Origin of the sequence: Nitrosomonas sp. (genome assembly GCF_019752095.1) — a bacterium.
GTDB lineage: Bacteria > Pseudomonadota > Gammaproteobacteria > Burkholderiales > Nitrosomonadaceae > Nitrosomonas.
The window spans coordinates 35,865-59,413 of sequence record NZ_JAIEMO010000009.1 but is presented as its reverse complement, the minus strand read 5'-3'; the positions used below and the strand labels follow the sequence as shown (position 1 = coordinate 59,413).

33 protein-coding genes are annotated in these 23,549 nt (G+C 46.3%); 4 read left to right on the top strand and 29 right to left on the bottom strand.

What is annotated here, in order from left to right; genetic code table 11:
• Positions 1-41: 41 nt before the first annotated feature.
• From K2Q13_RS04105 to K2Q13_RS03970, 28 genes are all read right to left on the bottom strand, one after another.
• Positions 42-413, bottom strand: coding sequence for a hypothetical protein (locus K2Q13_RS04105; protein ID WP_292919395.1), 372 nt, complete (start codon positions 411-413; stop codon positions 42-44).
• Position 414: 1 nt separating this feature from the next.
• Positions 415-654 carry a hypothetical protein gene (locus tag K2Q13_RS04100; protein ID WP_292919394.1) on the bottom strand — a complete coding sequence of 80 codons (240 nt, stop codon included), beginning with the start codon at positions 652-654 and terminating at the stop codon, positions 415-417.
• Positions 651-863: a hypothetical protein gene (locus tag K2Q13_RS04095; protein WP_292919393.1), complete on the bottom strand. Its 213-nt coding sequence runs from the start codon at positions 861-863 to the stop codon at positions 651-653. Before K2Q13_RS04095 ends, K2Q13_RS04100 begins: the two co-directional genes overlap by 4 nt.
• A 65-nt stretch (positions 864-928) precedes the next feature.
• Positions 929-2,677: a hypothetical protein gene (locus K2Q13_RS04090; RefSeq protein WP_292919392.1), complete on the bottom strand. Its 1,749-nt coding sequence runs from the start codon at positions 2,675-2,677 to the stop codon at positions 929-931.
• A 1-nt stretch (position 2,678) separates the two neighbouring features.
• Complete coding sequence (locus K2Q13_RS04085; protein ID WP_292919391.1) at positions 2,679-3,593, bottom strand: hypothetical protein; 915 nt, start codon at positions 3,591-3,593, stop codon at positions 2,679-2,681.
• Positions 3,590-7,147 (bottom strand): hypothetical protein, encoded by a 3,558-nt coding sequence (locus K2Q13_RS04080; protein ID WP_292919390.1) that lies wholly within the window; start codon positions 7,145-7,147, stop codon positions 3,590-3,592. The genes K2Q13_RS04085 and K2Q13_RS04080 overlap by 4 nt, the downstream gene beginning before the upstream one ends.
• Positions 7,092-7,391 carry a DUF1799 domain-containing protein gene (locus K2Q13_RS04075; RefSeq protein WP_292919389.1) on the bottom strand — a complete coding sequence of 100 codons (300 nt, stop codon included), beginning with the start codon at positions 7,389-7,391 and terminating at the stop codon, positions 7,092-7,094. Before K2Q13_RS04075 ends, K2Q13_RS04080 begins: the two co-directional genes overlap by 56 nt.
• 74 nt (positions 7,392-7,465) lie before the next feature.
• Complete coding sequence (locus K2Q13_RS04070; RefSeq protein WP_292919388.1) at positions 7,466-7,792, bottom strand: phage tail assembly chaperone; 327 nt, start codon at positions 7,790-7,792, stop codon at positions 7,466-7,468.
• 14 nt (positions 7,793-7,806) lie between these two features.
• Positions 7,807-8,742 carry a phage tail tube protein gene (locus K2Q13_RS04065; protein ID WP_292919387.1) on the bottom strand — a complete coding sequence of 312 codons (936 nt, stop codon included), beginning with the start codon at positions 8,740-8,742 and terminating at the stop codon, positions 7,807-7,809.
• Between the two features lie 12 nt (positions 8,743-8,754).
• Complete coding sequence (locus tag K2Q13_RS04060; RefSeq protein ID WP_292919386.1) at positions 8,755-9,099, bottom strand: hypothetical protein; 345 nt, start codon at positions 9,097-9,099, stop codon at positions 8,755-8,757.
• Positions 9,096-9,584 (bottom strand): HK97-gp10 family putative phage morphogenesis protein, encoded by a 489-nt coding sequence (locus tag K2Q13_RS04055; RefSeq protein ID WP_292919385.1) that lies wholly within the window; start codon positions 9,582-9,584, stop codon positions 9,096-9,098. The genes K2Q13_RS04060 and K2Q13_RS04055 overlap by 4 nt, the downstream gene beginning before the upstream one ends.
• Positions 9,574-9,927, bottom strand: a complete 354-nt coding sequence (locus tag K2Q13_RS04050) for a phage head closure protein (RefSeq protein ID WP_292919384.1) — start codon at positions 9,925-9,927, stop codon at positions 9,574-9,576. Before K2Q13_RS04050 ends, K2Q13_RS04055 begins: the two co-directional genes overlap by 11 nt.
• Positions 9,928-9,929: 2 nt before the next feature.
• Positions 9,930-10,499 (bottom strand): phage head-tail connector protein, encoded by a 570-nt coding sequence (locus K2Q13_RS04045; RefSeq protein ID WP_292919383.1) that lies wholly within the window; start codon positions 10,497-10,499, stop codon positions 9,930-9,932.
• A 20-nt stretch (positions 10,500-10,519) separates the two neighbouring features.
• Positions 10,520-10,744: a hypothetical protein gene (locus K2Q13_RS04040; RefSeq protein WP_292919382.1), complete on the bottom strand. Its 225-nt coding sequence runs from the start codon at positions 10,742-10,744 to the stop codon at positions 10,520-10,522.
• The gene (locus tag K2Q13_RS04035; RefSeq protein WP_292919381.1) at positions 10,731-10,937 is read right to left on the bottom strand and encodes a hypothetical protein; all 207 of its coding nucleotides are present in this window, start codon (positions 10,935-10,937) and stop codon (positions 10,731-10,733) included. The genes K2Q13_RS04040 and K2Q13_RS04035 overlap by 14 nt, the downstream gene beginning before the upstream one ends.
• 55 nt (positions 10,938-10,992) lie before the next feature.
• On the bottom strand, positions 10,993-12,171 hold the full coding sequence (locus tag K2Q13_RS04030; RefSeq protein ID WP_292919380.1) for a phage major capsid protein: 1,179 nt from the start codon (positions 12,169-12,171) through the stop codon (positions 10,993-10,995).
• 8 nt (positions 12,172-12,179) lie between these two features.
• Positions 12,180-12,875 carry an HK97 family phage prohead protease gene (locus K2Q13_RS04025; RefSeq protein WP_292919379.1) on the bottom strand — a complete coding sequence of 232 codons (696 nt, stop codon included), beginning with the start codon at positions 12,873-12,875 and terminating at the stop codon, positions 12,180-12,182.
• Positions 12,844-14,091, bottom strand: a complete 1,248-nt coding sequence (locus tag K2Q13_RS04020; protein ID WP_292919378.1) for a phage portal protein — start codon at positions 14,089-14,091, stop codon at positions 12,844-12,846. The genes K2Q13_RS04025 and K2Q13_RS04020 overlap by 32 nt, the downstream gene beginning before the upstream one ends.
• Entirely contained in the window at positions 14,088-15,803 is a 1,716-nt protein-coding gene (locus K2Q13_RS04015) for a terminase TerL endonuclease subunit (RefSeq protein ID WP_292919377.1), read from the bottom strand. The genes K2Q13_RS04020 and K2Q13_RS04015 overlap by 4 nt, the downstream gene beginning before the upstream one ends.
• The gene (locus K2Q13_RS04010; RefSeq protein ID WP_292919376.1) at positions 15,775-16,230 is read right to left on the bottom strand and encodes a phage terminase small subunit P27 family; all 456 of its coding nucleotides are present in this window, start codon (positions 16,228-16,230) and stop codon (positions 15,775-15,777) included. Before K2Q13_RS04010 ends, K2Q13_RS04015 begins: the two co-directional genes overlap by 29 nt.
• Before the next feature lie 113 nt (positions 16,231-16,343).
• On the bottom strand, positions 16,344-16,673 hold the full coding sequence (locus K2Q13_RS04005; protein WP_292919375.1) for an HNH endonuclease signature motif containing protein: 330 nt from the start codon (positions 16,671-16,673) through the stop codon (positions 16,344-16,346).
• A 51-nt stretch (positions 16,674-16,724) separates the two neighbouring features.
• Positions 16,725-17,153: a hypothetical protein gene (locus K2Q13_RS04000; RefSeq protein ID WP_292919374.1), complete on the bottom strand. Its 429-nt coding sequence runs from the start codon at positions 17,151-17,153 to the stop codon at positions 16,725-16,727.
• 13 nt (positions 17,154-17,166) lie between these two features.
• On the bottom strand, positions 17,167-17,370 hold the full coding sequence (locus K2Q13_RS03995; protein WP_292919373.1) for a hypothetical protein: 204 nt from the start codon (positions 17,368-17,370) through the stop codon (positions 17,167-17,169).
• Positions 17,360-17,569 (bottom strand): hypothetical protein, encoded by a 210-nt coding sequence (locus K2Q13_RS03990; RefSeq protein ID WP_292919372.1) that lies wholly within the window; start codon positions 17,567-17,569, stop codon positions 17,360-17,362. Before K2Q13_RS03990 ends, K2Q13_RS03995 begins: the two co-directional genes overlap by 11 nt.
• A 36-nt stretch (positions 17,570-17,605) precedes the next feature.
• Entirely contained in the window at positions 17,606-17,866 is a 261-nt protein-coding gene (locus tag K2Q13_RS03985; protein ID WP_292919371.1) for a hypothetical protein, read from the bottom strand.
• The gene (locus tag K2Q13_RS03980) at positions 17,850-20,210 is read right to left on the bottom strand and encodes a VapE domain-containing protein (protein WP_292919370.1); all 2,361 of its coding nucleotides are present in this window, start codon (positions 20,208-20,210) and stop codon (positions 17,850-17,852) included. Before K2Q13_RS03980 ends, K2Q13_RS03985 begins: the two co-directional genes overlap by 17 nt.
• 105 nt (positions 20,211-20,315) lie before the next feature.
• Positions 20,316-20,585 carry a hypothetical protein gene (locus K2Q13_RS03975; protein ID WP_292919369.1) on the bottom strand — a complete coding sequence of 90 codons (270 nt, stop codon included), beginning with the start codon at positions 20,583-20,585 and terminating at the stop codon, positions 20,316-20,318.
• A gap of 19 nt (positions 20,586-20,604) precedes the next feature.
• Positions 20,605-20,847, bottom strand: a complete 243-nt coding sequence (locus K2Q13_RS03970; RefSeq protein ID WP_292919368.1) for a hypothetical protein — start codon at positions 20,845-20,847, stop codon at positions 20,605-20,607.
• A gap of 82 nt (positions 20,848-20,929) precedes the next feature.
• On the opposite strand from K2Q13_RS03970, the gene K2Q13_RS03965 reads away from it, so the two are divergent.
• Complete coding sequence (locus K2Q13_RS03965; RefSeq protein WP_292919367.1) at positions 20,930-21,322, top strand: hypothetical protein; 393 nt, start codon at positions 20,930-20,932, stop codon at positions 21,320-21,322.
• Between the two features lie 63 nt (positions 21,323-21,385).
• Complete coding sequence (locus K2Q13_RS03960; RefSeq protein ID WP_292919366.1) at positions 21,386-22,018, top strand: BRCT domain-containing protein; 633 nt, start codon at positions 21,386-21,388, stop codon at positions 22,016-22,018.
• Here K2Q13_RS03960 and K2Q13_RS03955 read toward each other — a convergent pair.
• Positions 22,015-22,347: a hypothetical protein gene (locus K2Q13_RS03955; RefSeq protein ID WP_292919365.1), complete on the bottom strand. Its 333-nt coding sequence runs from the start codon at positions 22,345-22,347 to the stop codon at positions 22,015-22,017. The two genes, K2Q13_RS03960 and K2Q13_RS03955, sit on opposite strands and share 4 nt — an antisense overlap.
• A 294-nt stretch (positions 22,348-22,641) precedes the next feature.
• Between K2Q13_RS03955 and K2Q13_RS03950 the strand changes: the two genes are divergently transcribed.
• The gene (locus K2Q13_RS03950; protein ID WP_292919364.1) at positions 22,642-22,950 is read left to right on the top strand and encodes a hypothetical protein; all 309 of its coding nucleotides are present in this window, start codon (positions 22,642-22,644) and stop codon (positions 22,948-22,950) included.
• Between the two features lie 47 nt (positions 22,951-22,997).
• Complete coding sequence (locus tag K2Q13_RS03945; RefSeq protein ID WP_292919363.1) at positions 22,998-23,543, top strand: hypothetical protein; 546 nt, start codon at positions 22,998-23,000, stop codon at positions 23,541-23,543.
• Positions 23,544-23,549: the final 6 nt, after the last annotated feature.

Below are 23,549 nucleotides of genomic sequence, written 5' to 3'. Positions count from 1 at the left end.
GCAGAATCGTTGATAATTTACCGTTCGCTGCCTTTGGTAGGTCAGGGCATGGCTGGATTAAATTTGCCGGTGGAATCCGTTTTATTTCTTGGATTTTCGTTGTAGATCCGCAAGCCGTCATCATCCAAACCGCACTCAGAATAACCAGTATTTTTATCAATGTTTTCATCAACCCTTTCCTTCACTTTTATGTAAACCGTTCTGATCACTTCGCGTTCTTTTTCAAATACCTGCGCTGTTACGTTGTCCTTTTCAGCCTGTTCTTCCGCCGCATCTTCGGCTTCTAACTGAGCATGCAGCTGATCTGCTTCGATGCTGTTTCTGGTGTGCTTTGATCCTGTGTAGTAGCCGGTGCCGAACGTGGTCAACAGCACGACCAGAAGGCCGAGCCAGAAATAAGGTGAAAGCGCCATGTCAATCCTTGAGTCTTGAATTTGAGTAAATTTTGAATGCGTACCCCATGAGCAGTGTCATGAGTGTTTGCAGTGAGCCGAGAACCAAAACTGTGTCCGTTGCTGATATGCCGAGCTCTGCTGCGAAATAGGCGTAGCTGAATGATTCGCGCGTCACTTCCAGATAAACGAACAAAAAGAAAACGATCACTAAGCGCCGGAACAAATGATGTTCTTCAAGCTGCCTGCCGAACCAGTTCATCCAATCATCCCTTTTGAATGCAGCCAGGCAGCAAAAGCAACCGTGACGACCCCGACTGCCCAAAGAAATCTACTCACAACACTTTTCCCAATTGATTTGTATGCGTGATCTGTCATCTTGATCACAGCTTTCTCGGCAGCCAGTTCAGCTATTTTTTCCAGATCCTCCGGAGTGAGATACGGACACCCATCATATTTTCGACGAAGCATTGGCAACCTTTTAAAAACAAAAAAGCCGCTCAATGGCGGCCTGTAAGGTTCGTGAATTATTTTTGTTATGATATTTCTATTGTCTTTGCGCTCAAAAAAGTTGAAGCATTGCGGCACACTTGCATCACATGAGAAGAATCCAGGGCATCACAAGCAACATAACCTGCTGCGGCTGTTATTCCTGGCTCCAGTCTCTCAGAAACGTTACCGACATACATACGATCATCGCTACTGACGGTCAAAACAAGAGAGTCAGCACCCAGGCTATAACCGCCAGGGAATGTAATGTAGATTTTATCTGCATCAATCTTGGCAGCAGAAAGATGCAGATTGTCATCTTTATAGCTGAGCGGTATATTTTTGCTACTGACTAAGATTGGAGTGGTGCCCGATGTATCGATTAGATATGCGATTATGTCGCCAAATTTTCTATCAACTGATCTGATAATCACAGTTCTATTCGCATTCATCGCACACACAGCGAAAGTGGTGCCAGCCGATGGCGTGACACCAGGAGATGGTATTGATAAAACCGTCCCCGTTGGTGATGGCGTCGCGCCGGAGATTGACTGCAATCTTATGTTTGTTTGGAACGACGATCCTAAAAAGACCACGATAGCCTTTGTCGATCCCATTGGCTTCGTGACCAAATAAGGCGTAGATGCCACATTGAATGATGACGCATCGGCCACGGTCTCAGTGCCATCAACAATCGTGCTGCCTGAGATATCGAGAACTTTTTCTGATATTGATGACGCGCCGCCGTACATGTATGCAAGCAATAATTTGGTAGCTGATAGAACGGCCAGAGATGTTCCATTCGCTCCGCTCGCGCTTGCTATGGTGATTATGGTTTTTTCTGTCCCTGGCGTTATTGAATTGCCAGACACATCAAGGACACATCCTTTGATGTTGCTATTCGCTGTCTGCTGGTAGACCATGACGGCCTTGGAACTTGATAGAGCAGCTATGCTGATGTTTCTTATTGAATCAGCATTAACAATGACCGGAGTTCCTGATGCTGATCCATAATTCAAAATGACGGCGTATGCGATCCCGGTAGCATTATTCTTGTACCCGCAGATCGCTTTGGTTGCAGACAACATTGATACCGCAATAAAGCGAGAGTCAACCGAGTTTAAAACTTCCGCTGTATTGCCGCTGTAAATCTTTTCAGCATCACTGCCACTGATTGACCACACACCGGCAGCAGTGGAGATATCTGAGCAACCAAATGCAAGCACTTGGCCTGGGTTAACGTAGCACAGGAAAGTGCCGCCGCTTCTATGCACAGAGAAACGATATAGCCCTTTATTGTTCACCACGAACAATGGAGCGCCTTTAGCCAGTGTTGTGGCTGATGGCAAGTTCAGTTTTTTGTCGGCAGCAGTCATGCTGATAATCTGCAATCGACCACTTGATGATGTTAACGTCACATCAACCGCGCTCGATGCGGTGTCAGAGTTGCCAAATGTGGTTTTGGTTTGCAATGCCCAGTTGGTTAAATCAAGGCTTGGATCAGTTGTCCCGGCGCCATTCGTTTTTCTGCGATAACTATAAAAATCAACCGGGCTATATCTAACCTGGCCAGCCGTGTACGTTGTGCCGGACACCCAAACTGTATTAGCCAACTCTCCGGCGGCAGTCTCTGCATTCAACGCCAATTCATTCATCTCCAAAATAGCTGAATTCATCTGCGTGAACCTGGGATTCAATTCACTAACCAGCGTATTAGCAGAAGCTTCAAATTCTTCCGCAGTTTGGTTGAATGTGTCGGGCAGCGGCGTTGAGAAAGGCGTGACTTGTGTGACCATGTTAGATACCTTTGAGAGATAAATTTATTACAGCTTCAGCCTGGTTGCTGATATCAATCTGGAAATTTCTATAAACCCCGAACAAAACCAAAGATTCTTGGTAAGGACTGGTCATGTCATCCAGACCAGACCAAACAACAGCCTTGGCATTCGCCGTGTCCCTGAACTGACGCACGGCATTTAACCTGGATTTCTTGGTCAAAATCTTGTGCTCGTTGGTTGGAATACTTGGAACAGGAGTCAGCGTTGCTTTTCCGAATTCATCCCAGGTAATTTCGCTGTAGTTGTCTGAATCTACAATCGGATTCCATTCAATATCTCCGATGTGGATCGATTGGCCTGTTGCATACCGCCCCAGTTCCACCAATCCAGACGGATCGGACAGAGTTAAATAAATAACCGGATCAGCAACCGGAGGAATCTGGAACGTGGCGACGGTCTTGGTGTAAATAAACGGCGCGAAGAAATACTCATACCACGTTGTAACCGCCCTAGAAAGAAGATATCCATCCAGCGTGTAAGCTGCATCCCCATCAATTCCATTGCGCACGGTGATATCAAGCAGCGATGCTTTCAATCCATCAAGCATCAAAGAATCAATCCGCCGACCTGGACGCAATACAACAGTCATCGGAGAAGTGCCGATACTTGGCATGCCCTGATTGTAATCAAACATTCTGAATCGGTTGGTATTGCCCTTCAGAATCCACTTCGTTTCATCCGTGACCGGATTACCGACATTCCCGGCAACCAGCGACTCATAAACCAAGTGACTGTCTGTCGTCACCACGCTAACCTGATCTAACTCGGCATAAGTCGTGGCAACATCATAGGCAGGTTCTGATGCATCTGGCTCCGCAACCGTGCTGCTGATCAGCATCGAATCAATGATTGTGATCGGAATAAATGCCCTCATGCTTGCGCCTTGGTTCTGAATGCCGTTCCGCCCTGAGTCACAGAGCTAAGTATTTTCACTAATTTTCCAAGCTCCTCGATCACCTTGTCATTCCCAATCGATTTTTTAAGATCGCTATTGCCAGTGATCTGGCTAGGGCCAGTGCGCTCCAATTCAGGTCCGCGTTCGCCAACAATACGCAAGCCTCCACGATGAAAACCACCATCAGCAAAAGCAGGAATTCTTGCCCTACTTGAAGCAATCCGAAGATCATCAGCAATGGATGATTGTTTAAACGAGATGGCACCAGATATTGCCTGAGACAATTGATCTATTAACGCAACCGATTGCGCTTTACTGCGAGCAAAAGAGAAACTGTCAGTGAATCCTGATTTATCTTGACTTGATAATGTGGCTAAAGCGGCTGAAACATCAGTCACTTTTCCTTCCCTGGCTGCTTGTGTCGCCTGGATGATCTGATTTTTTGCACTATCCAGACTCTGAGGACTGATTTGCTCAACCGTATTTTTCAGTGAATCCGCAAAGTTAGTCAGTTTGTTTATTTCTTCGTTGATCAACGCAATCTGGTTTGCTGCAGAATCGAATTGCATTGCACGTATTGATCTGATGATAGAGTCAATATAGCTTTCCTGCGCTTGACCCAGCTCGCCAACCTTTGCAGCAGTGTCTGACGCTTGTTTGGCCGCTGCTTTATAATCAGCAACAGAAGCAAACAGCGCGTTATTGTGTAGCAGCAGAGACGCTGTAGCAATGTCGGCCTCCGATGACGATTGAAACAAAGTCTGCACAAGCACCTTGAATTGATCTTTGGTAAGATCAGCCGAAAATCCAAGGCTGGTTAAGCCATCCTCAACGAATTTAATCGCCGGAGCCATGCGCTCTGCTTCGGTTAAGAATAATTGATTGAAACTTGCAGAATCGGATAATAATTGTTCTGATCCGCCGTAATTATCAAGAAATGCGGTGCGCTGCTGAATTGACAGACTGCCGATTAATCCTTTTGCATATTCAGCCGATGCGCCCAGGTTTTGCGCAGCCTCCGCCAGCGAACTGAATTCCATTCCCAACCGATTAATGGTTTGAACCGCCGTCTCGCCGCGCTTGGCTAGGCTATCAACTTCAGGCAGCAATCCACGAGCCAAACCATCTGTAATTCGTGCTATTTCTTCTGAGATTTGCTCGTCAGATAGCATCTCTCCTTTTTCTGAAACAAGATCAATCGTATGCCTGAAGTTATTAATGCCGTCCAAACTCAAACCAAGATCAACTCCAATCTTCCTCAGACCAGCCGATGTCTGTACCGTCGTGTCGCTGATCAGTCCGATAACGTCTTTAGATACTTTGGATAGCCCGGCGGCGAATTCATTAAGCTTCCGATTGTCAGTTTCAATCGCGCCGGTAACCGCATCGATTCTGGCAAAATCGTTCTTATCACTGCGAAACAAACCACCCTTCGCAACGAAATCGGTTTGAAGAAAACCGCTCTGAAATCCATCAGCTCCAATGTTGCCGGTAAGTGAGGTTGACTTTTGCTTGAGTGGACCGCGACCGAATAGCCCATTAATTAATGGTCCCAAAACAGGAACATAATTAAGAATCTTACCAGCCGCACCACCTAGCATTTTGTCTCCAGCAAGCAATCGAGCAATTTGATCGACTGCTGCCACAACAATTGCGGGCCCAGCAAAAGAAGCAACCGACGCTCCTAGACTGGCGGCACTTGCGGCACTTGATGTAAATCCTCCAGCAGCAAGACCGCCAATAGCATCGCCGGCCAATCCGCCGCCAAAAGCAGCAGCATTGCCTCCAAAAAGACCAAGACCTGCTCCAGCAACACTAGGTATGCCAAACCCACCACGCACAAAAGACAGCGCATTGGTTCCCAAAGATGCAATATTGAGCAGATTACTGCCACCATATTGCGATCCAGTTCCACCAGAACCGCCGCCGAAAATGGAACTTAAGCCAATCGATTGAGCAATCTTCAGAGCAGCGAATTCTGACGCAATTCTACCGACTGCATTCTTGACGTTTCTCAACATGCCATCAAGGCCATCATTGAAGAAATCAAATATGCTGTTAGCGAGTGTAGATTGAATATTGCGGCCAGTCTGAATCCACATCTGACCCATTTCACTGGTAACTGTCTTGTTGACCTGGGCCGTTCCTTGCAGCTCTACTTGCGCTTTCTGCAATGCCCTACTGTATGCATCAACGCTCAAGTACGGACGCAGGCGTTCTAGCTCTTCTAGTGTTTGATTGTAGATTTCTTGCTTGGTAGCTACGCTGGCTGTGATATCTCGTGCGCGCTTGGCTTCGGATTCATATTGTTTGAGTTTTACGACCTCAATATCAAACGCCTTGGTTTGTTTTTCAATCGACCGGGTAGTCGCATCAATTGCAGTCGGCATCCTTTGCTGGAAGTCGATAATCTTCTTGGTGCCACCACTCGTTACTGCCTGCGCGGTTTTTTGCTCACCACTCAACACCGTATCGATAAACTTGTCGTATTCTTCCCGAGCCTTGATAGAATCCTTGGCTATTTCGTCACCGATAAATCCGGCGGATTTGAAATCAAGCCTGGCCAATGCCGCCAATTGAGCAACCCGGCCACCGATCTCTCGGCCAACGCCCTTGAATACATCGATCACGGTGTATCCAGTAATGACCATCCCTTTTAGAACGGACGAAACAATGCTGCTGGAATTGGACAGGTTGGTCATCTCATTGGATGATCCGTTGACAGCCGCAATGATGTTGCTCAATGTGGGCAATAAATTTGCCGCCATCGTCACAAACAGATTATCAACATTTGCCCTGGTTAACGCCATCGCATCTTTCAGGTCGTCTGCGGCCAATGTGGTTGCAGCAGATACCCCTCTGACATTATCTATACCAGCTGCAAGATTGTTCATTGCTGGTAGCAATTCAATCCCAGTGCGGCCAAACAGCGCATTGGCAACCGCTGTTTTTTGTGCGCCATCTTCATATTGCTGCAACGACCTGGCAACGTCTATGTAAACATCTGCTGCCTTGCGTAACTCGCCATTGCTGTCATGAGTTGCCACGCCAATAGAATCCAGAGCGCGTACAGCTTCATTGCTAGGGTCTTTAAATTCTGCCAATCCCCTGGATAATCTACCCAGGGCGGTATCTATAGCGACAAAAGAATCACCAAAATTTCTGGAAACTTGCTCAATTCGGGAAAGATCATCGACCGATGACCCTGTTTTTTCTGCCGCATCATTAATGCTTGCAAGAAGATTAATCGAGTCGCCAACTCTCTGGATCGATTGTTGTATTCCCACCACTGATGCAATCGCGCCAACAGCACCGGCAGCAATGCCGGACATAAATTCCTTGGCACGAGCGCCCGCCTCATCAAAGCTTTTTTGCGTATCTCTTGCAAACTTCAATGCGCCCTGGCTAGATTTATCCAGTCCTTGCGTGTACTGAGCGTGCTCAAGTGCAAGTTTGACAACGAGTGATCCAAGTGCGCTAATTTTGCTTCTCCCGATAAACGTCGAGTGCCGCTGATTCCATGATGCGCACATCTATAAACAACGATGCGCGTTTTTTCTTTTTGATGTTCGCAAGCTTCATGGCAGACTCAAGCGATACGTAATTGATGCCGATAGCGTGACCGGTTGCGCTGACGGTCCACTGCGTCCCCATTGCCAGGAACAGCATGACGGATTCCCAGTTTTCTTCCCACACATCGCAATCATTCTCCTGCGATCCCGAGAAGTTGCGCTTAGCTGTTTCAATAACGTGTGGCGGTGCATTGCATGCAATCAATCCATCGATGACATCTTGATCAATACTCGGTGCATTCTGTTCACGGTCACCCGCCCAATAACGGGCAACCGTTTCTAGTTTTTTTCGCGCGCCTTAACTAAAGAGTTCCAATAGGCCAGTGTCAATCCATGCAATGCTTCTGGTACGCTAATCAGGATTTCAAGATTTTCCTGGTTATATTCGACCGGCTGATTCTGGTCGTCGTTGAAACCTTCCCAACCAACAAGCTTTCTTCTCATAACATCTTTTTGCGGGAGTTTCCTTAACTCATCCAGCTCGTCTGTTGATGTTCGGTTAAACACAGCATCAAACGTGGAATAGTCATGCCCGCGCTTGTCGTTCGGCGTGTAGACTTCAACCTGCGCGGAAAAGGTTGGTTTCTTGGTGATTTTGAATGCCATTATTATTGCCTTTCTTATGTAATCGCAATCGACAATTCGTCATTGCCAGCGTTTGGCTGGAAATCAAGGCCAAGGTTAAGCATCACAACACCATCTTTGTCTGCATATTGTGGATTGGTGAGCTGCACTTTCGGCGCGGTGATCGTGAAAATCTGACCTGCTGTTGCGCCATGCGTCATTGATAATCCTGCTAAGGTGCCGGATATCGCCGTATCGTGCCAGGCTTTTGCAGCAACTGTGGTCATCTGGATAGAGATTGATCCGGTCACTTTACGGTCAGTGATGATTACTTCTTCAAGACCTGGCATGTTGCGATAAACAACATTATTGCCACCATCTATTGATAAAGTGTCAAATGGCGCGGTTGTGCCATGCAATGTGAATGCTGTGGTGTTGACCTTGTTCACGGCTTTAGGAGCAAGGAAAGCAGAGTAATCAAAATCAGTCGGCAACGTGACATCAGACACGGCAGAATAAAGCCCGGTCAGCTTGACTGACACAACCGGAATCCCTCTGGAATTCAGGCTGAAACTTGGCGTTCCCATGCAACCAACCATTTTATGCAACAGGCCATCCAGCCAGTAATAAACTGACACAGATTTGAATGCAGTGGATATCGGCTTATAAGTAACGCTGGTCGCTGCGACAATGGTTTCACCAAATCCGCATGCTTTAAGCAATGGAGCCCATCCTGGAACATCACCAGCAGCAGCGGTTCCTGCCAGCTCAAATTCAACCGTGATTTCCGAGTGGTTGGATACTGCGACCTGGCCATTAGACCCGAGATAGGACCGCACAATATTCCGCTCGGCAAACTCGGTTGATGCTGGCTGCGCGTCTGATACCCGCGCAAGGATAGAGTTATCCGCAGAAGTCGGCACAATGTCAGTGCCGTAGGTGACTTCTTCTTTTATGCCCAAGCCTACGTTGCGCATTAATTTACCTGCCATTGTTGCCTCCTGTTAAGTTGCAGTTCTGATTCTAAAATCTTGAAAATAGGCATACACGCCGGGCAAATCCTCGAATGCTGCATCGCCCGATTCTTCTTCGGTGATGAATCCATCTATGATTTCCATTGCCGCCTGGATCGATGCTTTGTATGTCGCCAACTCTGTCTTGGTGTAAGCGAACGTGGTTACGGTTATGACGTGCTGCGTGTATCCGCCACCAATCACCCAGTCACTCTCAGGAGTGCTGTCGATCTCGAATGTGATCGCAGGGAAAGTTGGCTCCGGTGGCAATTCGACCGCCCAGGAGTTCACCAGCACAGCAGTCAATGCTGTGTTGATTGTGGCTCCGATGGTCATGGTTTGTTATATTTCTCTAGGTCTTTATTCAGCCGATCTTCCATTGCGGTGATGGCTTCTTGCGATTTGTTGTCCAGCGCCTTGCTGATGAATGGTGTTGCGTTCCGGTGCTTAATATCGAATTCCAGGAATTTCCAATAAAATGGATCGTTTGCACGGCGAGTTACCACCCGTCCTGATTTGCCTAATTCAAGATACTTAATGACTTTCTTTCCATTGCCGAGATCGCGGCCATGTCTCACGCCCAAGTTGTATTGCTCTGTTCCAGCTGGAGCTCTACGCTCACGCTTTATTGCAATATTGCGAATTAATGCCCCAGATTTCTTCAACCCCAGTGATTGCGCAATGATCCTTGCTTCTCTACGCAGAACACCGCCAGCTGATGCAACCATCCTGCGCGATGTCTTAACTACCATATCAGACTTTAAGTTTTTGAAATTCCGCGCCAGATCACCCAGGCCAAGAATCTCAGCATTACCGGCCATGATTCCCGCCCGTATCGCAGGTGATGATCAAATATTCGTTCAAATCCATGTAATTATTCACATGCCGGATGTTGTAATGTTTGCTGTTGTAGCTGATGCGCATCTCATTGGTCACACCAGCAAGATAATAAATAGTGAATTCTGTGCGAGCGTCTGAAACCTGACCACCTTGCTTTGTCGATGATCTCTCATTGCCAGATAGGTTATTCACTCTAGCCCATAGCAATACAGCAGGGAATACATCAACCCACGCATCAACCATTCCGCCCTCCGCGTCCTTGGTTTGGCTGCGTTGCTGGATGCTAATTTGTCTATTCAGTTGGCCTGCGCCCGGTGCTGACATGGTTATAGATTGTAAATACGGTAGGCGTTCAACAGGTTATCTACGAATTCAAGCTTGGCACCCGCACCATTCATGCTGACTGACTCGCGATTGCGAAACCAATGGCTGATTTGTAGCAGCATCCACTGTTTGAGCGATTGCGGCACTGCTGATGCATTGGGATAACCTGCCACGTATCGAATGCGTACATTATTAATGCCGCTATATATTTGCGGCCAGGATTTGCCAACTGCAAGGACAACGCGCGACTTCCAGTTGCTCGATGTGTCCAGAACATATTCGGTGCTCGCCAACGTTTGCTCAGCGCCATCCGCATCGGTATATTTTATGCTGGTGATGCTGGCAACCGGGACATGCTGCAAGCACATTTCATCCGAGAAACAATTCAGCGATAATTCCCACGTCTGCGGCATCAATGCCCGTCCAGTTTCCGCTTCGCACAAATCACGAGCGGCAACAATCAGCGATGCAATCAGCGCATCCTCATAGCTGTTTGTAACCCGCAGCTGCGCCTTAGCCTCAGCCAAGGTGACTGGCTCTGATGTTGGGGCGGTAATGATTTTTTCAGGCATGGGAGTGATTGTGATGATTGTTATTCGGAATCTACGCCAGCATGTTTCTTGATGACTGAATTATCCAATTTAATACGACGCTCGATGGCGCCCCCATCCACATCAACAGAGCTACCAAGCTGCTTAATTATCTTTTGATCAGCTTCTATAATGTCGTTGGAGTTGTACTGAACACCATCCAGATTAAATCCACCTAGAACGCGAGCTTGTTGCATCGTGCTTTTAGTGGATTTATTCCTGTTCATTTCTTCTTCCCTTAGTTTTTTTCTTATCAGGAACGGATGCCGATGTCTTGTCATCAATAAATCTAGCCGCTTTGCACTCATCTACTAAATGACGCGCGAATTCAAGATCAGTATTGAGCTTGTCTCCAGGTGACAACGCTCCATATCTGGCAGTTATAACAGTGCCTGTAATTTCTAATCTAACAAGTTCCATTATTCGACCTCAAAAAAATGCCGCCCGAAAGCGGCATCAATACCAGTGGCTATGGTTAAGCAGGAGTTAGATCACCGGCGCGAATTGCAGCTGGACGCTCCGTTGCAAGAGCAAGACGTCTTTCAGCTCTCAGAGTGATCAAGTTTTTGGTGAAGTTGTCAGAATCGCTATCTGACATTTCAACCACCACACCTTCGCGGTTATATACTGTGCAGGCCATTGCGAAATTACCAACAGCAACATTATCTGCGGTCATGCCGACAGAGACGATGACAGGTTTGCCGAATAGCATTGGCTGCCCAGCTTCGTTCAGAGTCCGCAGACTTTGACCTGCTGCAGTGGTGAACAGATCAATGTCAATCGTCGCCCAGTCAGCAGGATTCAACAGGATGCCATCTGGATCATCTCCGGCAGCTTGTAGATCGCCGATTATCTTACGAATCAACACCAATTTCTTTAACGTCGATCCAAGCGCTGCATCTGCATAACCATGCGCCGTGAAATTGCCAGTGTCGAGAATACCGCTGATATTTGGAGCTGTACCATCACCTGAAACAAGCTGAGTTTCAACTTTACGGTTTACACCATAACGCATGCGAGTATCGACATAAGCAGCCAACGCAGCATTATCAGAAGCCAATTGACGGCTGATTTTGATCCAATGCGCAACCGTTGAAATTGGCATATTAACCAGAGTCCAAGTTAGTGCACTTTCTGCCTTAGCAGCGCCTTCTGCTGCCTCTGCTGCACTATTGGTAAAAACGTTTTCTTTCGTGAACTCAATAGCATTGCTCGATGTCGGCAAACTCTGCAAGAATGATTCCAGGGTAAGCGGAGCATATGCCCCTGGAACTATTCCGGCTCTGCGATCAGGAGCAACAGTAGCATCAGATCCAGTTAGCGTGTTTTTCACTTCAAATCCGATCGATCCGAACTGACGATTACCTTTCAGCAGATGCAAGCGTCCTGTGTATTCATCTGACTTAGTGAACTGACTCCCCCATCCGTCAGAGCCGTGTTCATCAGAAGGCAAAACCTGACGTTGTTTCAGTTGAAGAATATCGTCCGCCAACTCTCTCTGCTTGATTCCGAGGTTATCAATTGCGGTTTGAGTATCCTGCGATACTTTGCCGATGCTTTTGATCTCATTATCAGCTTTTTCTGAAAACGCGCTGATCTTGCTCTCGATTGCCTCGACAGATTTCATAAATTGTTGAACTTGTTCTTGGTCCATGTTATTTCCTAAAGGGTAGTTGGGATTGCTCGCTTGATACGTTCGAGCGCTTCATTAAGCACCTGTGCTGATTTCGCGTCGATTTCATCTTGACCGTCATCCCGACGACCAAACAAAACACGAGCGCGGCTGATCAGTGCGTTTGTCAGCCCTTTACTGAACCCCCCTGCATCCCGCAGAAAGTATTCAAAATCTCTTATTGTTTCAATTTCAGATATTTCGCTCTTCACTGACGACAGATCGATACGCGCCGAACTGTCAGCAGGGAAAACAACCGGGCTGATTTCGCCCAATAAAGACACGTTCTTGATAATCCTTCCGCCCTCAACTTCCACAGATGGCGTGTAATCACCTTTCTTAAGCATGTATCCAATCGACAATCCGTCAAGGGTTCCATGTTTCATGGCCGCATACGCATCATTTGCCCTGCTCATACCCATCGTCAACTCACCCTCTACATGAAGGCCATAATCATCTTCACTGACAGATTTCCATTTCCCAATTGGCAGATCGAACGAGTTATGCATCAAAAACATTTTAGGGAACCCGTTCTTCTGCAGGGTTTCTTTGTACGCACCAGGAAGAATAGTGTCGCCATAAGTATCGACCAGGCCGAATACAGAAGCGTATCCGCTGAATGAGCCTTCTTCTCCGTCAGTTTTGATCTGGCAGTTACTGAGCGATAGTGTCTTGTGTGCCAACATTCTGCTGTACTCCTCTTAGATTCTTGCCAATATCTTTGATATCGATCAGGTTAGATTGAACCGTTAGTCCATCACCGCCTTGAATCGGCGGATCATTCTCCAACTGTCTGCATTCGTTGCGTGTCTTGATGCCGTTCTGTGCGCCTTTTGCGTATATCTCCATCCGATCTTTCAAACTAGACCTTAATAATGCATCCAGATTGAATTCAACCGTCATAGAAACCCTTTGCTTAGATGTCAGTATTCTTTTCCTAATGGCTTGCTCGATACTTACCAAGCAGGGACGCAAAGTGAATTTATGAAACCCTTCAATCGTTTCCCCAACTCCCGAGCCAAATTTTGAGACATTCGCAGCATTCATCATTTCGCCTGGAACACCAAACCAACGACCAATTTCCTCTACGCCATATCTTCTGGTATCCAACAACTGCATATCTTCAGGAGTGAGATTGATCTGCTGATATTTCATATCCGCTTCAAGGACGAACAATCTCGATGTGCTGCCAGATGCCATTTCGGAAAAATTTCCCTGAATCGCGGCTCTCTGCTCCTTATTCAATAGCTTATCCACCATCAATATGCCGGTAGGCTTTCCGCCGTTCGTGAATAGCTTGGTAGCAGATGATTGAGAATTACTTGCTTCTGTTGTTGTTGCGCGCATATATTCAAGACGCGACAGTCCAGTAGTGCCGTTTCCCATCTCTTTAAGATGCAGAACGCTTTCATCTGAAAGCACGGCCAGGTCATTGTTGACGCTGTAGTAATACAAGACAGTTCCATCATCATTAACGCGCATATCAACTTGATCTGCTGGCATTGGCCACAGTGCGTATGCGTTCCCATTAGACGATCTATCGATCCTGGCATAAGCATTGCCACGCAACAAAAGATTCATCATCATGGCCGTCCAAAACTCTGCCGGAGTCATGCGAGCATTTGGAGATTCGTGGAATAAATTCCATAAATCTGAATCACGAGCTAATTCGCGCATCCCTTTTTTGCTCTCGTAAACCATCAAAGGCAATGTCGCAACCGTCTTTGCTATTATTTCAACTGCTCTCCATACCGATGATATTTGCAGCGCAGAATCTGTTCCAATGGTCTTTGAATCTTCAACCAAACTTGTTGATGGTGATGAAACCTGAACGCCATTTGACTGGCCTAGAGCATTCCCACCAAATCCAAACCATCTGTATACAGCTTTGAATGGACTCATGCGATGATTGGCCTATTTATAAATTCGTCTATGTCAATTTCTCTAACAGCTGTTAAAGCAACACCTGCGCCCATCACAGCAGCAACCATCAGATCGATGCGCCCGGTTGCCTTTACCTTGTCTAACTTACGATTCCCGGCAGGGTCTTGTGCAGTGACTGAATTGGCTGCACACATCGTCATGATTGGGTGTCCGTTATGAACAATTTCATTATTCAGCAACGCTGTCTCGAACATCTCAAGAGCCGGACTCATGTCCTTGTACCCTTGACCGAATGGAACTAATTCAGGTAGGTTATAGCCGTCATCCGATGCCATCTGGATCAGATCTTCCATGCGCCAACGGTCGTATGCGATGCACTGAATATCGAAGCAGTCCTGCAATTCAACAATGCGCTGCAGAATAAACCGCTTGCTGATCGCTCTTCCTGGCGTTGTTTCCAAGAATCCTGCTGTTTTCCACGCAAAATATGGCACGCGATCTAGCTCTTCTTTCTGACCAAGACCATCTTCAGGCAACCAGGCGAATGGAACAATGTGCCACGGTTCTCCTGGTGAAACGGGCTCAACCCATAACACTAATCCAGTAAGATCAGTGGTTGAACCAAGATCAAGGCCGCCGTATGCTTTGCGCCCTTGTAAATCGCGCCAGTCATAAACCTTGCGAGCGTTCGTCCAGACATCACGCGATATCCAAGGACTCTTTGCTTCTGTCCACTGGCAGAAATTCAGCCTCCGCACAATAGCTTCTTTGCTTGGCATACCTTTGGCGTCTTTGACTTGACCCATCAGATAACGCTTGGTGGGAAGCCCAAACCTCAGACTTGGATTAACCTTGTGCCAGCACTTCTTGTCCTGGAACGGATCATCACCTTCATCCAACGCACAAACATATGCAAAGAACTCATCATCTACGCGTCTACCTGTTGCGACTTCTATCGCATAATCGTGATGTATTCCGCACGGTGTTTTCTTGTCAGAGCCACTGTTCGTGATCATCACAATCATCGGTTGATTTCTGAACTTGAAACCTGCGCGCATCATGTCTATTGCATGTGCAGTCTTGTGTTCGTGAACCTCGTCGATCAATCCTATATGCGGTCTAGGACCTGACTGTCCATCATCCGACGATATCGGTTTGAAGAAACTATTATTCTTTAAATATGACAGGTTCCATACTTGATCACCTAATCCGCTTTTCTTGAGCGTTTTGGATAGAATCGGCGATTGATTAACCATGGCAACCGCATCTCGAAACAGTACCATTGCCTGATCTTTCTTTGTCGCAGCGGCATAAACTTCCGCGCGCTGCTCACCATCTGCAACCAGGCCATATAGTCCGATCCCTGCAATCATCGGTGATTTTCCGGAACCTTTCCCGGTTTCCATGAAAGCCACTCTGAATCTACGCAATCCTTCTGAATCAACCCATCCGAACAAACTACCAACGATGAATGCTTGCCAATCTAGTAAGTTGTATGGCTCACCTTCATAATCACCGCCATTGAGCTTTAGCACATCACGGAAAAATCCAACAACCCGCCTGACCTTTTCCAGGTCGAAAAAAAAGCCGCGCTGTGCGGCTGTTTCAAGATCGTCCAAATGTCTCTGGCATGCTGCCCTTACCGGCTCACCTGCTATGATCTTCCCCTGGACTACTTTCCTGGCGTATGTTGTTACTGGATCACGTGAAGTATTTTTGACCAGGTTCATTAAATAAGTCGCCATTCACACCTGGCGTTACACGTGTGCGCGCCGATGGTGATAATCCGAATTGCTGTAAGTATTTATAACAATCTTCCATCGCTCGATTTGCTATGGACAGATAAGGGTTTTGTATCGGATATCCAGATGGTGATTTAACAATCAACCCATCACCGCCCTTTTCTTTCATCTCATGAATCTTCTTTTCTGCATCCTGCCACCGTCCATATGATGCACAATAAAGAGCAAGCGCCGCAGTGTCGATATCAGTAATCAGTTTATATTTTTCCAGAAGCACAATGATCCGCAACCATTCCTTACGGGAAGATCCGTTCAGATGACTTGGACATTCCGGAGCAACAAATTTTGGTTTGTTGTCTCCTGATGTTTTCAGCTCTGTGACGTTATTTTTCTTTGGTATTGGTCCTGGCTTCATATAAATTGTGAGTCAAAATCTTGACCCCCCCTACCTTTAATTCAATTTTCTGCAAACAAATTTAAGCGAACGGTCTTGAGCGTAAAAGCTGTAGACTTTTAACCCGCCCCCAGTCACAAATTCCAGTGGTGATTCTTACCTATCGGCATGCCATTTGTGTTGCACCCGGCATCTACACCTGATTTCTCTATACGCTGCTTGTGGCTGTCATGACATGTCTTGCACAAAGATTGCCAATTGCTTCTATCCCAAAACAATTTCATATCGCCGCGATGCGGAACTATGTGATCAACAATCTTTGCAGCTACAACTTGACCCCGTGATTCATGATCAACACACAATGGATGTTTCTTAAGGAAACCTTCCCTTGCCTGTTGCCACTTGTAACCATATCCGCGCTTTGCAGATGATTCTCTATCATCATATTTACGTGCTTTGGACATAAAAAAAGCCAGCTCGCAATGGCTGGCTTCGTTTCTTACCTAATTATTTAGTTATGCTAGACGCATTTCTGAAACACTTAGCACATTTATACCAGAAGTGTGCGGGCTAATCAACAATAAGTTTAATCTCTTTGCAATCTCTATGTGAGCACACTTCAAATGATCATAGTATTGACGCTTCTTAAACCCAGTAATAGCAGCCCTTTCAACAGCTTTTCTATCAGAATACAACACATATTCATTTCTTATAATTAATTGATGAAGATCATTCAACTGCAACACAGACTCGTTAGTTTGTTTGCACTCAGAATCAATCTCATCCTGGATGGTAGACATCGATGCACTAGGAGTCATTTTCATAAAGGTAGACATCGACGGATAACCAAGAGCAACGCAACTGTTTAACTTCCAAGCACCCCAACGAACCAATCGTGAAGTAACAATAGAACTATCGAACATCTCTAACTTTGATCTATCCATTGCACATCCTCCGTTATTGATCACTAAACCATCGGCAACGATGCCCAATCCTTGGCACACCAGCCTGACGCTCATTCCTTACGTCGCTACAAACCACACGATCAAACACAACCTTGTGCGACACACAAGCACGGCACCCAAGATCATTCAACTGCAAACGCTCAACAACATCAGCCGGATCACCGTAAAAGAAATGTGGTACCGCATTACTTCGCACGACGTTTATCCCTCTCTGCGATAATCTCGCCCATTGGCCTTGAATCCAAAACCATATCCTTCAAGTTCACAACCGACTCAGGATCATGCTCAGACCGATTGCCGATCGATCTTCCATTCTCTTCGGCATAGACCAGCTTCACTCCATCGCCAAACACCTCCCGGCACACATCAGCAAAAGCCACACACTCTGGAAACAACCGCCTGACCTCATCCTTTTTCACGACTTCCACACCTCAATGCAGGTATGGAACAGGTGTGGAAGTTGGAGAGCCTTTATTCATGCGGCACTTCCATACTTCCATACCTTCCATACTGGAATTTAAAATATACGTATACGCGCGCGCACGTACGCGCGTGTGTGCATACGTGTGTGCGCGGGGTAAGTATGGAAGGTATGGAAGGTATGGAACAACTAATGTCCATGCGCCTTTCCAGGTTCCATACTTGTTCCATACCTCGCGTGAGGTATGGAAGTTTTTAGAAGTCGATGCCATCAGCACCCCCTTCAATATGGTCATCCTTGTCCCCAGTTCCGCCTGGAGTAACCGGCGGCTGATACCAAAACCTGACCACATTTGCCCTTTTTTCGACACGAACACAGCCCAAGGCAGTCAATGCCTTGCCGATCCGCGTCTGATGATCACGAGACAACCTTGCCGCATCGATCTTCAAATACTCGGCAGCATCCGTCATCTTGAATAAAGAAACCTGTTGATTAACAAAACCAGAAAGAATCTCGACATAACCATCCGTCTGATGCCGCTTGATCTGCTCAGGATCAAATATCTCCCGCTGCTCCTCGGAAGTCGGCCAGAACCTCTTGCCCTGCTTGTATAACTCAAACACCTCAGCAAACAACTGATCCCTCACAGCAGCCAAACCATCGCAATCGATATCAGACTTGCACTCAATCGGCCAAAATCGTCGACCGCCCGTCTCATCCTTGTTCCACGCCCAATCGTTGGTGGTTCCACCGAACACAAGCTGGCGCGCACTGCGGATATCACCGCGCCCAAAAGGAGGCCGGTATATATCAACCTGGCGGGATAAAAAAGATTTCTGCCTGGTAGCCTCAGCACGAGCCAGAGAACCCAGCTCAGCGAATTCATACAACCACTTGCCGCGAATCGAATTCATTGAATCCTTGCTGTTCAGATCAAGATCAGTATCACCGAACCAATCACCCGCCAAAACGCGCAACATCGACGATTTACGCCTTCCCTGGCTACCCTCAAGCACCAGGCAACAATCAAACTTAACGCCAGGCTCCATAACGCGCGCCACCATACCCATCAAAAACCAACGGGAAACGCGCATCACATAAGCAGACTTTGGAGCGCCGATATAATCGCAAATCCAATCATCAGCTCGCGGCACACCATCCCACTTCAAAGAACGCAAATAATCACGAACCGGATGGAATCCATTAGCATGCGCCAGCGCTTCGGCGGCCTCACGTATCTGCAAAGGCTTAGGAGCAAAACCATACTCACGAGTGAGCCACATCGATGTTTGCACATCATCCGTATCATCCCACTCGCCAACCCTGCCCGTTTCATACGGCGGAGGTTTAAGCTTGCTCACCACATAAGAAAACTCATTGAACGCAAGAACACCACTCCAACGATCATCGGTGCTCAAAATGTCGTAAATATTCCAATGGCAAGCAACTACACTGCCATTCTTGACGAACAAAGTATTGTTTGAACTTGAATTACTTACCTTCTCAGGCTTCTTTCGAACATTGCGGATAAACGAATCAAGCTCACCGCCATCCATGCCATCAGCAACCGCATCCGCAATATCCCAACCATCCGGCTTATCACCAGGCTTCGGAATATCAACAAAATTAAAATCAATATTGGGATCAATATCCAGCAAAAGCTTATGAATCTCGCGCATTGCTCGCATCCCTGGCTGATCAGCCTCGGGTAACAACGGAACAATATCAGGATCAACACCCGCAGCTTTCTCATCCGAAGTCAGTTTCCTGCGCTTGGAATCACAATCAGCCCATGCGAATATCTTTCTGCCGACCAATGGACGCCAATCCGTCTTATGAATCGCCTTCGTGCCACCTTGCCAACTGATTACATCGAATAACTCGTTAAGCTCACCAGCTGCTATATCAACGCACTTCTCACCCTCAACCAGCAAAACAGGAAGCTTGTGACCACCTAAACGATGCAAACCATACAACGGCCTGGCATGATCAGAAAAAGCCATCCACCGCCAATCAGTGGCACCTGTATCACGATTGCGGCAAAAACAAACAGGCAAAGTCTCTTTTCCGCCGTCAGATGTCGTGAATCGATAAACATAACCATTCACACGCTCATCAACATCACGATAGGTATAAACAACATCCGACTTACCACGAACATAATGCGCAACCGGCGGCACCGGAGCATCATCAGGCACAGGCATGACCGGCATCCAAGGCGACTTGCGATGCTCTGAAATATCGCTCTCTGGCTTTGGTTGCGGAGGTTTTTTAGGCTTAGGAGGGAGGGTTACACGATTATCATCATCGATCTGGATGCCGACGAATACTGCCACCGCTCGCGCTGCTGAGATCTGATCGCAAAAATTAATATACGCATACAAACTGACCAGATCGCCACCAGCGTCACTGGTAGCATTATCAATCCATTTACCCGTGCGAACATTGATGACGAAAGAACCTGGCCGCTTATCATCGCGCGTAGGATTCCGCGGCTTGTATTCATCCCCACTCCAATCACCACCCGGAATCCACTCTTTGAGCAAACGCCTGGCACTGCCCAAGGCAGCATCGGCAATGAGTTTGAAATCAATCTTTGATTTGTTTTTATTCACAGAATTAATCCATCCTTCCGACTATGCGCGATACGCTGCGCACAGGATGGTGCGGTGTTTTCATAAAATAAGGAGGGCCTATGAAAACTCATGATCTCTAGCAACCTAGATGGCCGCAACGCTTGATTCTGTTTCTTGCTCCCTAAATACCATAGGATCAAACTCATCTAGGCAGAGAACGCTCAATTTTCGTGTAGCAAAAGCAATCACCTCATCTCTATTGACCGAACCCCAATCTTTGGGCTTATGAGATGCTTTCAAATATCCAATCAATAAATCCTTTCGTGTCTTGCCGCAATTGGAAAAACTGCCAATGCTCTCGATGAATTCTTTCTCTTTACCTGTTGAATATTGAGCTTCTGTTTTTGTAATCATGGTTATCTCTCTAAAGTTATTAACCTGCAGTGTCGATAAGTTGGTTTTGGTGTTGATTGTTTTTGGTCTGATCATTGCTGTTGCCGGTTAGCGAAAATATGTGCTGATTTTTCAAAATAACCGCAGCCGGTATGCCGCGATATCTCCAATTGGATACCCGCTGCACACCACCATTTTTTTTATCGTAACCGAGCTTCTCTGCGAGCACTGTTGGCCCGCCGAGATCATCAATTAGTTTTGAGTGATGATTATTATTCTTCATGGTTAATATATTAAACAGTTTGTTTAATATTTGCAAACAATTTGTTTAACAACATTCTGTTTAATCTTAATAGACTTATGTAATGAAGGAATTCAACGATCAAACACAATTCGGAAGATTGATGATTGCGGCCAACGCAAAGTATGCTTCCATAGAGACGACAGCCGATTTAGCTCGCCATATGGAAAGGGATCACCAGGTACTATACAACTGGAGTAAGCGAGGAATACCGCCAAAAGAAATTGACGGGCTATCTGACAAATATGATTGCAATCCGAGGTGGCTAAAAGATAAAAAAGGAGAAATGCACCTTAACGAACCCGCAAAATTAGCCACCAAGAGAGATCAAGAAATATCTGAAATTACAGAATTATTAAAAATACTGCCGGATGACGACTTTCGCCAAGTTAAAGATGTTAGCGAGAATCTTGCTCATTACCTCCTCAACAAGGCATCCGCCGACGGCAAAAAATGACAACATCAAAATGCTAAGAGATTGGTGTGAAATAGAAATTTGCAAATGTAAAAAAGGGTAATTATGGCCTACGAAGGAAATGATTCAGCCGCTCTCAAAAGTATAGCTAATCGCCAACTCACCAAGTCAATGCAAACGCTGCTTGGAATATGCACAGGAATCGCCGCAGATAATTACATCAGTGACAACGAGGTGCACTTCTTGAATACTTGGCTAACAGAATACAACTCGGTGTCTAACGTCTGGCCAGGCTCAATTATCTCCAAGCGCGTCAGGAATATTCTGGAGGACGGCATCATCACCGATGAAGATCGACACAATCTATTGGATACACTAAAACAAATCACAGGAAACCACTTCACTGACACCGGATCGGCACAACACGAGACAATGAAATTACCGTTTGATACCCCGACCCTGATATTCACTCAGAATATATTCTGCTTCACTGGAGAATTTGTCTCAGGAACCAGGAATTATTGCAAAAAGATTACGGAACAATTAGGCGCAATGACCGCTGACACCATGAACAAGAAGGTCAACTATCTTGTCATCGGCGGGATAGGTTCTCCTGCATGGGTGCACGAGTCTTTCGGCCACAAAATAGCCCACGCCATGCGCCTAAAAGAAAAAGATCACCCCATCCTGATAATCGCCGAAAAACATTGGATCAAATCAATCCAGGAAATTGGCTAAATATCACCAAGCTTCTTGATATCACCAGTAAACAATACTTTCACGCCAGTTCTCGAACACATCATCTCAACTTCAGCATCCAGATCAACATCAAGATCATCGCCGCGCAATCCCTGCCATGTTGCCAAATACCACAATGATCCAATCTTACTCTGATTAATCTTGCGCTCCACCCCACCCTTGACCGCAAGCACAGGAAGCTCTCCATTCTTGGCTTTGACTGATATATCAGGATCAGATAATGCAAGTCTCCGCCCCACATACCAGGAATTAATTAACCCTCTATCTGGCCCTTCGATTCGTTCTTCGTAAGAAAGTATGTCTCTCACGGGATCTGAGATAGCTCTATATATTCTCATTTTTTATAGATATAGAAATTCAAATATTTAACCACATATGATGTAATCACATATAAATAATTGCAACAATTAGCAGCCCCCCACAAACCACCACACCCATCACTTTTCTTCACCAAGAACACCACCTCAGAATAATATTTTAAACAGAATTTAAACATTATGTTGACAATTACTAAACAAGTTGTTTAATATTGCCACATCAACAAAAACTCACTAGACCGAGACAGTTGATAAAAACTTAAATAACTTTGGAGATTTATAAAAATGAAATTATTGCCTATCTTTGTAATTCTGATCGCATCATCGTTTTTAGTTAATGCCGCGAATGCAACAACCGTGGTGCCGCACCAGCTAATTGGATCAGTCACTCACGTCAATGCATCAATGTACAACCAAGCATGGCACGTGCCATTCACCAGCCACTATAACGCCAGGTTCAATAATCTAAGCGCATGCAACGCAGCCAAAGACTTAGCGTTAAACGGCATGCTTAATATTTTACCCGCCTCATTTTCCGGCACATTCGGCAATTTTCAGGTCATCGGCAACGTTGAGTGCGTGCCGGTCAAGTAATTAATCAAGAATCGATACCGGGCATCTGCCCGGTTTAAGGAGGAATCATGAACAACAACTCACCAGGAATCATCGTTTATCACTACGAAGATAAACTCATGCTCGAAGAAGTAGAAGCACTGCAAAACTTTTACCAACCGGGAAGACTGGTATTTGAGCACGATCTGAACGTTCCATTACCCAATAACACCCTGGCAGTCATGAAACTAGAGGACGGCCCATTTACCCCACACCGGCAAGATGCCAGCATCCAGTTCATCAGCATCAACGCAGCATTCGTTGAAATACAAGAACACATACTGAGAACCATGCGCCGCGACCACCCACAGCAAGACCCATACCATGACCGCCTGGAAAAATTTATCGCAGAAAAGAAAGGCGACATTTTCTCGCTCAATGAGGTTCTGTTGGAACTTGGCATAGAGGAACAAACCGACGGCGCAATGTACGCAGCGCCATCGATCATCAAAGCACTTTGTGAACTCGGCTGCAGCAAAGAAAACGTTATGTTCTTCACACCACCCGCACCAAAACAAGACGCGCAACAACAGAAAAGAATCAGAGTTGTTGAGCCGTTCGAGATTGCTTCTTAATCCAAC